Annotated in this window: 12 protein-coding genes; 2 read left to right on the top strand and 10 right to left on the bottom strand. The window is 69.8% G+C overall.

The features are described from left to right. Positions 1 to 63 precede the first annotated feature (63 nt). The 7 genes from whiA to uvrA all read right to left on the bottom strand — a co-directional run bounded on the left by whiA (position 64) and on the right by uvrA (position 8,943). On the bottom strand, positions 64 to 1,044 hold the full coding sequence (gene whiA / locus CA984_RS21745; RefSeq protein WP_012892507.1) for a DNA-binding protein WhiA: 981 nt from the start codon (positions 1,042 to 1,044) through the stop codon (positions 64 to 66). A 93-nt stretch (positions 1,045 to 1,137) separates the two neighbouring features. After that, on the bottom strand, positions 1,138 to 2,073 hold the full coding sequence (locus CA984_RS21740) for a gluconeogenesis factor YvcK family protein (RefSeq protein WP_086575245.1): 936 nt from the start codon (positions 2,071 to 2,073) through the stop codon (positions 1,138 to 1,140). Beyond that, positions 2,070 to 2,942 (bottom strand): RNase adapter RapZ, encoded by an 873-nt coding sequence (gene rapZ / locus CA984_RS21735; protein ID WP_086575242.1) that lies wholly within the window; start codon positions 2,940 to 2,942, stop codon positions 2,070 to 2,072. Before rapZ ends, CA984_RS21740 begins: the two co-directional genes overlap by 4 nt. Then, positions 2,939 to 4,852, bottom strand: a complete 1,914-nt coding sequence (gene uvrC / locus CA984_RS21730; protein WP_086575239.1) for an excinuclease ABC subunit UvrC — start codon at positions 4,850 to 4,852, stop codon at positions 2,939 to 2,941. The genes rapZ and uvrC overlap by 4 nt, the downstream gene beginning before the upstream one ends. Positions 4,853 to 4,988: 136 nt before the next feature. Continuing rightward, positions 4,989 to 5,444: a Rieske (2Fe-2S) protein gene (locus CA984_RS21725; RefSeq protein WP_086575237.1), complete on the bottom strand. Its 456-nt coding sequence runs from the start codon at positions 5,442 to 5,444 to the stop codon at positions 4,989 to 4,991. Between the two features lie 148 nt (positions 5,445 to 5,592). Next, the gene (locus tag CA984_RS21720) at positions 5,593 to 5,994 is read right to left on the bottom strand and encodes a Rieske (2Fe-2S) protein (protein ID WP_242676088.1); all 402 of its coding nucleotides are present in this window, start codon (positions 5,992 to 5,994) and stop codon (positions 5,593 to 5,595) included. 108 nt (positions 5,995 to 6,102) lie between these two features. Then, on the bottom strand, positions 6,103 to 8,943 hold the full coding sequence (gene uvrA, locus CA984_RS21715; protein ID WP_086575231.1) for an excinuclease ABC subunit UvrA: 2,841 nt from the start codon (positions 8,941 to 8,943) through the stop codon (positions 6,103 to 6,105). A gap of 232 nt (positions 8,944 to 9,175) precedes the next feature. Here uvrA and CA984_RS21710 point away from each other — a divergent pair, with 232 nt between their 5' ends. Both CA984_RS21710 and CA984_RS21705 read left to right on the top strand, forming a co-directional pair. Continuing rightward, complete coding sequence (locus CA984_RS21710) at positions 9,176 to 9,988, top strand: maleylpyruvate isomerase family mycothiol-dependent enzyme (RefSeq protein WP_086575228.1); 813 nt, start codon at positions 9,176 to 9,178, stop codon at positions 9,986 to 9,988. Beyond that, positions 9,985 to 10,626, top strand: a complete 642-nt coding sequence (locus CA984_RS21705) for an MBL fold metallo-hydrolase (RefSeq protein ID WP_086575225.1) — start codon at positions 9,985 to 9,987, stop codon at positions 10,624 to 10,626. Before CA984_RS21710 ends, CA984_RS21705 begins: the two co-directional genes overlap by 4 nt. A gap of 163 nt (positions 10,627 to 10,789) precedes the next feature. Here the strand turns inward: CA984_RS21705 and pssA are convergent, their stop codons facing one another. From pssA to CA984_RS21690, 3 genes are all read right to left on the bottom strand, one after another. Beyond that, complete coding sequence (gene pssA / locus CA984_RS21700; RefSeq protein WP_086575222.1) at positions 10,790 to 11,620, bottom strand: CDP-diacylglycerol--serine O-phosphatidyltransferase; 831 nt, start codon at positions 11,618 to 11,620, stop codon at positions 10,790 to 10,792. Beyond that, positions 11,607 to 12,254: a phosphatidylserine decarboxylase gene (locus CA984_RS21695; protein ID WP_086575220.1), complete on the bottom strand. Its 648-nt coding sequence runs from the start codon at positions 12,252 to 12,254 to the stop codon at positions 11,607 to 11,609. Before CA984_RS21695 ends, pssA begins: the two co-directional genes overlap by 14 nt. Positions 12,255 to 12,381: 127 nt before the next feature. Further along, positions 12,382 to 13,374 (bottom strand): TerC family protein, encoded by a 993-nt coding sequence (locus CA984_RS21690; RefSeq protein WP_086575218.1) that lies wholly within the window; start codon positions 13,372 to 13,374, stop codon positions 12,382 to 12,384. Positions 13,375 to 13,509 lie beyond the last annotated feature (135 nt).

Here is a 13,509-nt window from a genome sequence, read left to right as displayed (position 1 = left end):
CGGACCGGGTGAGGAGGGGGCCGGAGACGCGGGAGCGGGCTCCGCCGGCGGCCGTGCGCCCGCCTACGGCGCCAGCATGTCCACCGTGAGGTTCGCCTCGGTGTTGGGGATGCCGATGTCCTGGGCGCGCTTGTCGGCCATGGCGAGCAGGCGGCGGATGCGCCCGGCGATGGCGTCCTTGGTCAGCGGCGGGTCGGCGAGCTGGCCGAGCTCCTCCAGGGACGCCTGCTTGTGCTCGACCCGGAGACGGCCGGCGATCACCAGATGCTCGGGCGCCTCCTCGCCGAGGATCTCCAGGGCCCGCTGGACCCGGGCCCCGGCGGCCACCGCGGCGCGGGCCGAACGGCGCAGGTTGGCGTCGTCGAAGTTGGCCAGGCGGTTGGCCGTCGCCCGGACCTCGCGGCGCATCCGCCGCTCCTCCCAGGCCAGCACGCTGTCGTGGGCGCCCAGCCGGGTCAGCAGCGCGCTGATCGCGTCGCCGTCGCGGACCACGACCCGGTCGACGCCACGGACCTCGCGGGCCTTGGCGTGGATCTTCAGCCGCCGGGCGGACCCGACCAGCGCGAGCGCCGCCTCCGGCCCCGGGCAGGTGACCTCCAGCGACATGGAACGGCCCGGCTCGGTGAGCGAGCCGTGCGCCAGGAAGGCCCCCCGCCAGGCGGCCTCGGCGTCGCAGGTCGCCCCCGCGACGACCTGGCGCGGCAGGCCGCGGACCGGACGGCCGTGGTTGTCGATCAATCCGGTCTGACGGGCCAGGGCCTCCCCGTCGCGGTAGACCCGCACCACGTAGCGCGAGCCCTTGCGCAGCCCGGCGGGGGCCAGGACGAGCACCTCCGCCTTGTGACCGAACACCTCGCCGATGTCCTTGATGAGCCGCCTGGCCGTGACGTTGGTGTCGAGCTCCGCCTCGATCACGATCCGTCCGCCCACCAGGTGCAGCCCACTCGCGAACCGCAGGAGCGTCGACACCTCGGCCTTACGGCAGCAAGGCTTCAGGACCGGCAACCTGCTCAGCTCGTCCTTGACCACACCTGTCATCGCCATGTGCGTTCGTCCTCCCCCATACAGACCTCATGCGGCCCGAGATAAACCAGGCTCACAGAAGTTTCTCGCACTCCTGAGCACCGCTGACCAGGATCAACGCTTCTCACGGAAAATCTCGTCCAGGACGGAGGCAAGACGTTGCGCATCGTGCCGCGGCGAGCCGTCCTGGTCGGCCACGGCGGCCAGGACGAGCCGTCCGCCGAGTTCGGCGGCGGCCTTCGCCAGCTCCTCCGCGTCCTCGGCCACCCCGGTGTCGGCGAGCACCACGTCGACCTCCAGGGAGGGGGCGTGCTGCCGCAGCACCTCCAGATGTTTCTGGGGGGAGAAGCCGTCGGTCTCCCCCGGCTGCGGGGCGAGGTTCAGCGCGACCAGGCGGCGCGCCGCGGTGGAGTGCAGGGCCTCGGCCAGCTGGGGCACCTTGAGGTGGGGCAGCACGCTGGTGAACCACGACCCGGGACCGAAGACCACCCAGTCGGCGTCCAGGACCGCCTGGACCGCCTCGGGGCAGGCCGGGGGATCCTCGGGGACCAGCGAGATGGCCCGGACCCGGCCGGGGGTGAGCGCGCAGGCCACCTGGCCGCGCACGGTGCTCACCTCACCGTCCAGCTCCACCTCCGCGGCGATGTCGAGCGGCACCGAGGACATCGGCAGCACCCGTCCGTGCGCGCCCAGGAGCCTGCCGACCCAGTCGAGGCCGGCGACCGTGTCGCCGAGCCTCTCCCACAGCGCCACGATCAGCAGATTGCCGACCGCGTGCCCGTGCAGGTCGCCCTCACTCCGGAACCGGTGCTGGACGACCTCGCTCCAGGTCCGCCCCCAGTCGTCGTCCCCGCACAGCGCGGCCAGGGCCATCCGAAGGTCCCCCGGGGGCAGCACGCCGAGCTCGCGGCGGAGCCTGCCGCTCGAGCCCCCGTCGTCGGCCACGGTGACCACCGCCGTCAGCTCGGAGGTGACCCTGCGCAGCGCCGTCAGCGACGCGTACAGCCCGTGCCCCCCGCCCAGCGCGACGACCTTGAGACCTTCGATCACTCCCGGCCCACATCCCGATGGCTTACCTGCACCTCCATGCCTCCCCGGTCACGCAATCGGCCGCCGATCTGCTCGGCCATGGCGACACTGCGGTGCTTGCCGCCGGTGCAGCCGACGGCGAGCGTGGCGTAGCCCTTGCCCTCACGGGTGTAACCGGCCGCGATGATGCCGACCACCTCGTCGTAGGCGTCCAGCAGCTCCTTCGCGCCCGGCTGGTTGAGAACGTACTCCCGCACGGGAGTGTCGAGCCCGTTCATCGGGCGCAGCTCCGGGACCCAGTGAGGATTGGGCAGGAACCGGCAGTCGACGACGAGGTCGGCGTCGACGGGCAGGCCGTACTTGTAGCCGAAGGAGACCACGTTGACCCGCAGGCCCGGCCGGTCCTCGCCGCCGAAGAAGGCGACGATCTTGCCGCGGAGCTCGTGGACGTTGAGGTTGGAGGTGTCGATGACCAGGTCGGCGTTCGCCCGGACCTCGCGCAGGATGCCGCGCTCGCGCGCGATCCCGTCGACCAGCCGGCCCTCCCCCTGGAGCGGGTGCGGACGGCGGACGTTCTCGAACCTGCGGACCAGCTCCTCGTCACTGGCCTCCAGGAACACCACCCGTACGGCGACGCCGCGCCCGTCCAGCTCCTCGATCGCGGCGTTGAGGTCGGTGGTGAACGCCAGACTGCGCACGTCGACCACCGCTGCCACCTTGTCGGCGGCCAGCTTGACCCTTCCAGCCTCCTCGGCCATGGCGAACAGCAGGCCGGGTGGCAGGTTGTCGATGACGAACCAGCCAAGGTCCTCCAGGGCCTTGGCCGCTGTGCTCCGTCCCGCCCCCGACATGCCGGTGACGATGACGAACGCTGGCTCTTTTCCGTTCATGGGTTCTCCCCCTTCAACGCCGACACGATCGTCTCGGCCGTAGCGGGGCCGATCCCGGGAATCTCGCAGATCTGGGCCGCGGTCGCCTCCCGTAACCGCTTCACCGATCCGAAATGCTTGATCAGGGCCTGTCTGCGGGCCGGACCGAGCCCGGGAACCTCGTCCAGGGCGCTTTCCTTGACGCTCTTCGACCGCTTCGACCGATGGTAGGTGATGGCGAATCGATGGGCCTCGTCACGCACGCGCTGCAGGAGGTAAAGGGCCTCGCTCGACCGGGGAAGGATTACCGGCAGGTCCTCGCCGGGAAGCCAGACCTCCTCCAGCCGCTTGGCCAGGCCGCAGACCGCCACATCGTCCACGCCCAGCTCGTCCAGCGCGCGCTGGGCGGCCGCCGCCTGGGCCGGGCCGCCGTCCACGACGACCAGGTTGGGCGGGTAGGCGAACTTGCGCGGCCTGCCGGTCTCCGGGTCGATGCCCGGTTCGGCGCCGGCTTCGGCGTCGAGCTCCCCGGTGGCCGAGCGCTCCTCCAGATACCGCTTGAACCGGCGTGAGATCACCTCGTAGATCGAGGCGACGTCGCCCTCGGTGGAGCGGACGGAGAACCTGCGGTATTCGCTCTTGCGGGCCAGGCCGTCCTCGAACACCACCATGGAGGCCACCACGTCGGTGCCCTGGATGTGGGAGACGTCGTAGCACTCGACGCGCAGCGGCGCCTGGTCCAGGTCGAGGGCGTCGGCGACCTCCTGCAGCGCCTTGCTCCGGGTGGTCAGGTCGCTGGCCCGCTTGAGCTTGTGCTGCTTCAGGGACTCCATGGCGTTGCGCCAGACGGTCTCCATCAGCGACTTCTTGTCCCCCCGCTGCGGGACGCGGATCTCCACCCGTGCCTTGCGGTGCTCGCTGAGCAGCTCGGTGACCGCCTCCGCGTCGGGCGGGAGCACGGGCACCAGCACCTCCCTGGGCAGCGCCTCGGGAGTCGCGTCGCCGTACATCTGCAGCAGGAACTGCTCGACCAGCTCGCCGGGCCCGGCCTCCTCGACCTTGTCGACCACCCATCCGCGCTGGCCCCTGATGCGCCCGCCGCGGACGTAGAACACCTGCACCGCGGCCTCAAGCGGATCCTCCGCCAGTGCGACCACGTCGCAGTCGGTGCCCTCCCCCAGCACCACGGCCTGCTTCTCCATGGCTCTCAGCAGCGCCTGGATGTCGTCGCGCAGCCGGGCGGCCCTTTCGTACTCCTGGTCGGCGGCCGCCTGGCGCATCTCGCGCTCCAGCCGCTTCATGAAGCGGCCGGTGTTGCCCGCCATGAAGTCGCAGAAGTCCTCGGCCAGCGTCCGGTGCTCCTGGGCGGTGACCCTGCTGACGCAGGGCGCCGAGCACTTGTCGATGTAGCCCAGCAGGCAGGGCCGGCCGATCTGCCCGGCGCGCCGGAACACCCCCGCCGAGCAGCTCCTGATCGGGAACACCCGCAGCAGCAGGTCGACCGTCTCCCTGATCGCCCAGGCATGGGAGTAGGGCCCGAAGTAACGGGTGCCCTTGCGCTTGGCGCCGCGCAACACCTGGACCCGGGGAAACTCCTCCCCCATGGTGACCGCGAGGTAGGGGTAGGACTTGTCGTCGCGGTACTTGACGTTGAACCGCGGGTCGTACTCCTTGATCCAGGAGTATTCGAGCTGGAGCGCCTCGACCTCGGTGCCGACGACCGTCCAGTCGACGTCGACGGCGGTCGTGAGCATGGTCTGGGTGCGCGGATGGAGCCCGGCGAAGTCGGCGAAGTAGGAGTTCAGCCGCTGGCGCAGGTTCTTGGCCTTGCCGACGTAGATGACCCGGCCCTCGGCGCCCCTGAACCGGTAGACGCCGGGTGATTCGGGGATCGACCCCGGACTCGGCCGGAAACTCGCCGGACCAACCACAGATCTCGCCACATCGAAAGCCTATCGGCCTTCACCGACAGGATCTCTTCTCCGGAACCCCTACCCGTCCCCGCATCGCGGGCCCCGCGGCGCCGGCGCCGGGTCCCCCCTCCCTCGCCGGCGCCGCGGGCGGTGCTCAGGCGAGGGTGATGGAGTCGCCCTCGACCTTGATCGCCTTCTCCGCGAGAGGCTTCTTGGCGGGGCCGTTCGCGACGGAGCCGTCGGCGATCTTGAACTTGCTGCCGTGGCACGGGCAGTTGATCGTGCCACCCGAGACGGTCGCGACGTCGCATCCCTGGTGGGGGCAGACGGAGGTGAAGGCCTTGTACTGCCCGGCCGTCGGCTGGGTCACCACCACCTTCTGGTCCTTGAAGACCTTGCCGCCCCCCTCGGGGATGTCAGCGGTCTTGGTCAGCGCCGCCGCCCCGGCCGCCTCCGCGCCCGAACCAGCCGGGGCGGAGGAGGCCGGCGCCGCGGCCACCGACGCGCTGTCGGCGGCGGGGTCGCCGTACCCCGAGCACGCGGTCAGCACCGCGGCCATCCCGGCACCTCCCGCGCCCAGCATCACCGCGCGACGTGTCGTATCAGTCATGGTCACCCTCCAGAGTCCTCATCTTCAGGTACGGCCGCCCCTCCCGGCGCCGATTCAGCATGCCGTACCCGGCATCAGGAAACTGTGAAGAAATACGCCCTCGGCGTGTCTCCGGCCCCGTCCCGGACGACCGTCCCGATGAGAGGCCTCAGACGATCACGATGCCGTCGCCGTCGAGCTTCAGCGCGAACTCGACCAGCGGCGCCCCCGCCGGGCCCTTGAGGCACTTGCCGGAGTCGGCGGCGAACTCGCTGCCGTGGCAGGGGCAGCGGATGATCCCGTCCTCGGGCCGGGCGACCGAGCAGCCCTTGTGCGGGCAGCTCGCGGTGAACGCCTTGAACACCCCCGCGGTGGGCTGGGTGATCACGATCTTCCACTTGGTGATGACCTTGCCGCCGCCCACCGGTACGTCGGCGGTCTGGGCGATGACCTTCCCCTTGATGCCCGGCGGCACGATGCCCGGACCGGGCCCGCCGTCGGCGCAGCCGGTGAGCGCGGCCCCGCACGCCACGGCCGCCGTGGCGCCGAGCACATGCCTGCGTGTGGGCATGCTTGAACCTTCACTGCTGCTCATTGCAGCCCTTCTCGCAACGTCCCCCGCCAAACCGGGCCTACGCATCAAGGGTATTGACGCGGAGACCCGGTCTCGCATCCGGCCTCAGGTACCGAGGATCTTCCGCAGGAAACGGCCGGTGTGGCTGTCGTCGACCAGGGCGACCTCCTCGGGCGTGCCGGTGGCGAGCACGCTGCCGCCCCGGGAGCCGCCCTCGGGGCCCATGTCGATCAGCCAGTCGGCGGTCTTGATCACGTCGAGGTTGTGCTCGATGACGATGACCGTGTTACCGCCGTCCACGAGCTTGCCGAGCACGCCCAGCAGCCGCCGGATGTCCTCGAAGTGCAGGCCGGTGGTGGGCTCGTCCAGCACGTAGATCGTCCGGCCGGTGGAGCGGCGCTGCAGCTCCGAGGCGAGCTTGACGCGCTGGGCCTCGCCGCCCGACAGCGTCGTGGCGGGCTGGCCCAGCCGGACGTAGCCCAGGCCGACGTCGTTCAGCGTCTGGAGGTAGCGCTTGATGGACGGGATGGCGTCGAAGAAGCCCAGGGCCTCCTCGATCGGCATGTCGAGCACCTCGGAGATCGTCTTGCCCTTGTAGTGGACCTCCAGCGTCTCCCGGTTGTATCGCGCCCCGTGACAGACCTCACACGGCACGTAGACGTCCGGCAGGAAGTTCATCTCGATCTTGATCGTGCCGTCGCCCGAGCAGGCCTCGCAGCGGCCGCCCTTGACGTTGAAGCTGAACCGGCCCTTCTGGTAGCCCCGGACCTTGGCCTCGGTGGTCTGCGCGAACAGGTCGCGCACCTTGTCGAAGACACCGGTGTAGGTCGCCGGGTTCGAGCGGGGGGTGCGGCCGATCGGCGACTGGTCCACGTGCACGACCTTGTCGACGAGGTCCATCCCGTTGACCCGCGAGTGGCGGCCCGGGACGGTGCGCGCGCCGTTCAGCTCCTTGGCCAGGGCGTTGTAGAGGATGTCGTTGACCAGCGTGGACTTGCCCGACCCCGAGACACCGGTGACCGCGGTGAACACCCCGAGCGGGAACTCCACGTCCACGCCCTTGAGGTTGTGCTCGCGGGCGCCCTTCACCGTGATCTGCCGCTTCCTGTCGCGCTTGCGGCGCTTGGCGGGGATGGCGATGGTCCTGCGCCCGGAGAGGTAGGCGCCGGTCATCGAGTCCTCGGAGGCCAGCAGCTCCGCGACCGTGCCCGAGACGACGACCTGGCCACCGTGCTCGCCGGCGCCGGGACCGATGTCCACCACCCAGTCGGCGGCGGCGATGGTGTCCTCGTCGTGCTCGACCACGATGAGCGTGTTGCCCATGTCCCGCAGCCGGATCAGGGTCTCCAGCAGCCGCTGGTTGTCACGCTGGTGCAGGCCGATGGACGGCTCGTCGAGCACGTAGAGCACGCCGACCAGGCCGGAGCCGATCTGGGTGGCCAGCCGGATGCGCTGGGCCTCGCCGCCGGCCAGGGTGCCCGACGCGCGGTCCATGGTCAGGTAGTCGAGACCCACGTCCAGCAGGAAGCCCATCCGGGCGTTGATCTCCTTGACCACCCGCTCGGCGATCTGCATGTCCCGGTCGGAGAGCTGGAGCCCGGCCAGGAACGTCGCGCACTCGCCGATCGACATCGCCGAGACGTCGGCGATCGAGCGGTCCTCCACCGTGACGGCCAGCGAGACCGGCTTGAGCCTGGCCCCCTTGCAGGCCGGGCACGGGATCTCCCGCATGTAGCCTTCGTACTTCTCCCGCATGCCGTCGCTCTCGGACTCGGCATGACGGCGCTGCACCCAGGGGATGGCCCCCTCGAAGGTGGTGTAATAGGAGCGCTCACGGCCGTAGCGGTTGCTGTAGCGGACGTGGACCTGCTCGTCGTGACCGTGCAGCAGGGCGTTCTGCGCCTTCCGGGGGAGCTTCTCCCACGGGGTGGTGAGCTTGAACCCCATCGCGAGGCCGAGCGCCTCGACGAGTCGGACGAAGTAGTCGCTGGTGTGCCCACCGGCCCACGGGGAGATCGCGCCGTCGCCCAGGGTCGTCTCCGGGTCGGGCACGATCAGGTCGGGGTCGACCTCCATCCGCACTCCGAGGCCGGTGCACTCGGGGCAGGCGCCGAAGGGCGAGTTGAAGGAGAACGAGCGGGGCTCCATCTCCTCGAACGACAGGTCGTCGTAGGGGCAGTAGAGGTGCTCGGAGTAGAAGCGCTCACGGTTGGGGTCGCTGTCCGGCAGGTCGACGAACTCCAGCGTGATCGTGCCCCCGGAGAGCTGCAGGGCGGTCTCCACGGAGCCGGTGAGGCGGCTGCGCGCGCTCTCCTTCACCGCGAGGCGGTCGACGATCACCTCGATGTCGTGCTTCTCCTGCTTCTTCAGCGTCGGCGGCTCGTCCAGCCGGACCACCGTGCCGTCGACGCGGGCCCGGGCGAAGCCCTTGGCCTGGAGCTGGCTGAAGAGCTCGGTGTATTCGCCCTTACGGCCGCGGATCACGGGGGCGAGCACCTGGAAGCGGGTGCCCTCCGCGAGCTCCATCACCCGGTCGACGATCTGCTCCGGGCTCTGCCGGGCGATCGTGCGGCCGCACTGCGGGCAGTGCGGCTTGCCGATGCGGGCCCAGAGCAGCCGGAGGTAGTCGTAGACCTCCGTGATCGTGCCGACCGTAGAACGCGGGTTGCGGCTGGTCGACTTCTGGTCGATCGACACCGCGGGCGAGAGCCCCTCGATGAAGTCGACATCGGGCTTGTCCATCTGCCCGAGGAACTGGCGGGCGTAAGCCGACAGTGATTCGACATAGCGCCGCTGGCCCTCGGCGAAGATGGTGTCGAAGGCCAGACTGGACTTGCCCGAACCGGACAGCCCGGTGAAGACGATCAGAGAGTCCCGCGGGAGGTCCAGCGAGACGTCCTTGAGGTTGTGTTCACGTGCGCCACGCACGATGAGGCGGTCAGCCACAGCAGTCCCGACGTCGTTGTAGAGGGTTAAGAGCGGTCGCGGGAAGACTAGCGACGGGGTCCGACAATTTTCGGAGCCGCGTCTGGGGCCGAGGGTTTCCCCGCCCTCTCCAGACTACGGCCTTCCCGTGGGCCCTACGGGCCACTTGACGCTTCGACCACATGTTCCAACCACGGGGACACGGTGGTTTATGCCCTGGCTCCGGCCCCTGTCCCGATGATGGAGTGAGGGGATGGATGTCATAGAAACGCTCACTACCGAGCTGACCGGCTCCACCGCCCGTCTCCTCGCCACCGCCGCCGGGCTGACCGACGCCGATGTCAGCGCCCCCTCCCGGCTGCCCGGCTGGAGCAGGGGGCACCTACTGACCCACCTCTCCCGCAACGCCGACAGCCTCGTCAACCTGGCCACGTGGGCCAGGACCGGCGTCCGGACCCCGCAGTACCCCGATCCGGGGACACGCGACGCGCAGATCGAGGCGGGAGCCGTACGGCCGGCGAAGGAACAGCTGGCCGACCTGGAGGAGAGCGCGGCGCGGCTGGCCGGGGCGCTCGCCGCGATGCCCGCCGAGGGGTGGTCGGCGACGGTGGGCGGCATGCGCCCGCCCGGCCATCCGGCCTGGTACGTGCTGGTCCGGCGGGTGCGCGAGGTCGAGATGCACCATGTGGATCTGGGGGCGGGCTACGAGTGCGCCGACTGGCCGGAGGCGTTCGTCCGCAGGGACCTGCACGACGCGATGGTCTGCTGGCCGCACGAGCTCAGCACGGTCAGCGAGATCGTGGTCGAGGAGGTCAAGGACGGCGACAAGCACCACCAGGTCTGGCGGGAGCTCGGATCGGGGCCCGTGCTGCAGGGTGACGCCTGGGCCCTGCTGGGCTGGCTGACCGGTCGCTCGTCGGGAGCGGGGCTTAGGGTGATGCCGGAGGGGGCCGGTGGCAACCGGCCCGCCGTGGCCGACGCCGGGCCGCTGCCCGCGCCGCCACCGTGGCTGACCGTGCTCGCGCCCCCTCACCTGCCCGCTACCCCGCCCGAGGAGTATCCGTGACGTACACCGGTGACGTGCAGGTCGGCGGTCCCGCCGACGTGCGGGAGCTGCCCGCTCTGACGATCTCCAAGCTGGCCGTCGGACCGTTCGACAACAATGCCTACCTGGTGCGGTGCAACGACACCGGCGACGGCGCGCTCATCGACGCCGCCGCCGACGGCGACCGCCTGCTGGCGCTCATCGGCGACCGGCCGATCAGCAAGATCATCACTACTCACCAGCACGGCGATCACTGGCAGGCCCTGGAGCAGGTCGCCGCGGCGACGGGCGCGACGGTGATCGCGCACCCGCTCGACGCGGCGGCGTTGCCGGTGCCGGTGGACCTGGAGGTGGAACACGGCGACCGGATCACCGTCGGCGTGGTCACGCTTGAGGTGATCCACCTGCGCGGGCACACGCCGGGCTCGATCGCCCTGTACTACCCGGGCCACCTGTTCACCGGCGACTCGTTGTTCCCCGGCGGCGTCGGCAACACCAACAAGGACCCGGAGCGCTTCGCCCGGCTCTTCACCGACGTGTCGGAGCGCCTCTTCGACCGGCTGCCCGACGAGACCTGGGTCTACCCGGGCCACGGCAAGGACACCACGCTGGGCGCCGAGCGCCCCTCCCTGCCGGAGTGGCGGGAGCGCGGCTGGTAGGCCCTCCCCGTACGGCCGTCGCCCGGAGCGTCAGCCGTGCGGACGGCCGGAGACCCGGACGGCGCGATCCGCCGCGGCGACCGCGCGGGCCCGGCCGTCGCACGGGCGGTACGGACATCGGCACACGGCGGTCCGCCTCCGGCGGGCCGTGTGCCGATTTCCGTCAGCTGATGCTCTCCGACTCCCTGCGCTCCTTGCGCTTCTCCCGCTTGAACATCAGGACGCGCAGCGGGATGGCGGCCACGATGGTCACCTGCATCAAGGCGCCGACCTTGATCAGCGTGTCGCCACCGGTCAGGCCCGCGGCCCAGATGGTGAGGCAGGCGACGTTGATCATCATCCAGGCCAGCACGGCGGCGGCCAGGTTGCCCTTGGGCTTGGGATACTCGATCCGGCTGACCATGAGGTAGGCCACACCGAAGATGGGCAGCAGGGTCACGATCGACGGCGGGAACAGCAGCACGATCGAGACCACCGTCATGGCGCCCATCGGGATGGGCAGGCCCATGAAGTCGCCGCTCGTGGTCTTCACGCAGGCGAAGCGGGCAAGCCGGATGACTCCGGCCAGCAGCACCGAGGCCGCGGCGACCATCACCAGCGGAAACGGCACCCTCTGGGTGAAGCCGCCCCAGATGACCACCATGAAGGCGGGGGCGAAGCCGAAGCTGATCACATCGGCCAGGTTGTCCAGCTCGGCCCCCATGGCCGAGGCGCGGAACTTGCGGGCCACCAGGCCGTCGAACAGGTCGCAGGTGGCACCGATCAGGAGCAGCACCACCGCGGTGCCGAAGAACTGGGGAACTGCCGCGAACTTCCCGTTCGTCTGGAGCTGGTTGATCGCCGACCAGGCCAGCACGCAGACCGCGAGGAAGCCGCACAGCGCGTTGCCGAGGGAGAGGGAGTCAGCCGCCGAGAGCCGGAACGCCTTGCCGACGGGCCCCCGGGGCTCGTCGTCCGTCTCGTCCAGCGGCCAGCTCGCGTCAGCCGTGGTCAAGAGCCGTCACCCCCGCGACGGTCCGCTGGCCGACCGACACGGCGGGAGCGATTCCCTCGGGAAGATAGAGGTCCACACGCGAGCCGAGCCGGATCAGCCCGATCCTCTCGGCCTTGGCCACCTTCGCCCCGGCCGCCAGGTAGGGCACGATGCGGCGCGCGACCGCGCCGGCGATCTGGACCAGCTCGATGTCGCCGAGCACGGTGTCCAGGTGCCACACGACCCGCTCGTTCTTGTCGCTGTCCTTGTTGAAGGCGGGCACGAACCCCCCGGCCACGTGCTCCACCGAGGTGACCGTACCGGCCAGCGGCGCACGGTTGACGTGCACGTCCAGGGGGCTCATGAAGATGGCCACCCTTGTGCGGCCGTCCGGCCAGGGGTCGATGCTCTGCACCACGCCGTCGGCGGGCGACAGGATCCTCGCCGGTCCCGGCGTGCGCTCGGGGTCGCGGAAGAACCAGAGCATGCCACCGGTGAGCGCGGCCAGGGGTGCCGCCGCCAGCGCCCAGCGCCGGTCACGGCGGCTGAGCAGTGAGGTCACTGCGGCGGCGGTCACAGTCGGGAGCAACCACGGGGAGACGCCACGGGCCAGCCGTACCCGGCCTGGCTGGTAGCTTGCTGAATCGTGGGACACAGGGAACCTTTGTGATGTCTTGCGGCATTAGACCGGTATGTCTACCTGCCTTGGGGCAGGATGCTACCCATCTCTCAGCCCTTATACGGCGCAACTAGACAAGCAAAGCCGCTCACACGCCGATCCGCTAGCCCTGCTTACCACTCGCGGAGGTGGTGATTTCCTTGCTTTCGCGTCCGTCGCGACGGGCCTTGATCAGGCTGGCCGCAGTGGTGATCACCATAGTGACGCCGATGACCGACAACGACAGCCAGATCGGCACCTCAGGTGCCCAGGACACGCCACTGGAGTGCAGCGCCTCGAGAATCAGCTTAACCCCGATGAAACCAAGGATGAACGCGAGACCGTAGCTCAGGTAGACCAGGCGCTGCAGCAGACCGCCCAGCAGGAAGTAGAGCTGACGCAGCCCCATCAGGGCGAACGCGTTGGCGCTGAAGACGATGAAGGCGTCGGTGGTGAGACCGAAGATCGCGGGAATCGAGTCGAGCGCGAACAGCAGATCGGTGGTGCCGATGGCGATCATCACGATCAGCAGCGGGGTGACCATCCGCCTGCCGTCGACCTTGACGACGACCTTGGAGCCCACGTAGTCGTCGGTGTGCGGCAGCGCCCGGCGGGCCCAGCGCAGGACCGGGTTCTCCGGGACGTCGTCCTCGTCGTGACCGTGCTGGCGGACCAGCTGCACCGCGGTGTAGATCAGGAACAGGCCGAAGACGTAGAACAGCCACCCGAAGTTCGCCAGCGCGGCGGCGCCGACGGCGATGAAGATGCCCCGCATGACCAGCGCCATCAGGATGCCGACCAGCAGTACCTTGTGCTGATGGACCTTGGGCACCGCGAAGCGGGTCATGATGATGTAGAAGACGAAGAGGTTGTCGACGCTCAGGCTGTACTCGGTGATGTAGCCGGCGAAGAACTGACCCGCCGGGGTCGGCCCGGCGAAGATCCACAACACGATGCCGAAGACGACCGCGAGGGCGACATAGAAGGCGACCCAGTAACCGGCCTGCTTCAGCGAGAACTCTCGCGGCTCACCCCGGTCGACGATCCACAGATCAAAGGCGAGGACGACGAGAAGGCCACCGATAACGGCAATCCAGGCCCAAAAAGGAACAGTCACGACTAATAACCCTCCGGCGGCGCGCACGACTGACTGCCGGAGGTCTCTCCCGCCCGCGAAAGTCTGGTGCGGACCGACAGCCCCGGGGGCCTCGTGGAGCGAGGCAGCACCGTGATGACGAGACTGTCACGAAGG

Origin of the sequence: Streptosporangium minutum (assembly GCF_002149035.1) — a bacterium.
Classification (GTDB): Bacteria; Actinomycetota; Actinomycetes; order Streptosporangiales; family Streptosporangiaceae; genus Streptosporangium; species Streptosporangium minutum.
This window is presented reverse-complemented; position numbering and strand designations above follow the sequence as displayed.

Excerpts from the sequence above, each read along its gene's own strand:
- CA984_RS21720 (WP_242676088.1), bottom strand. The coding sequence starts at position 5,994 with ATGCCCACACGCAGGCATGTGCTCGGCGCCACGGCGGCCGTGGCGTGC.
- CA984_RS21725 (WP_086575237.1), bottom strand. The coding sequence starts at position 5,444 with ATGACTGATACGACACGTCGCGCGGTGATGCTGGGCGCGGGAGGTGCC.
- CA984_RS21710 (WP_086575228.1), top strand. The coding sequence starts at position 9,176 with ATGGATGTCATAGAAACGCTCACTACCGAGCTGACCGGCTCCACCGCC.
- whiA (WP_012892507.1), bottom strand. The coding sequence starts at position 1,044 with ATGGCGATGACAGGTGTGGTCAAGGACGAGCTGAGCAGGTTGCCGGTC.
- rapZ (WP_086575242.1), bottom strand. The coding sequence starts at position 2,942 with ATGAACGGAAAAGAGCCAGCGTTCGTCATCGTCACCGGCATGTCGGGG.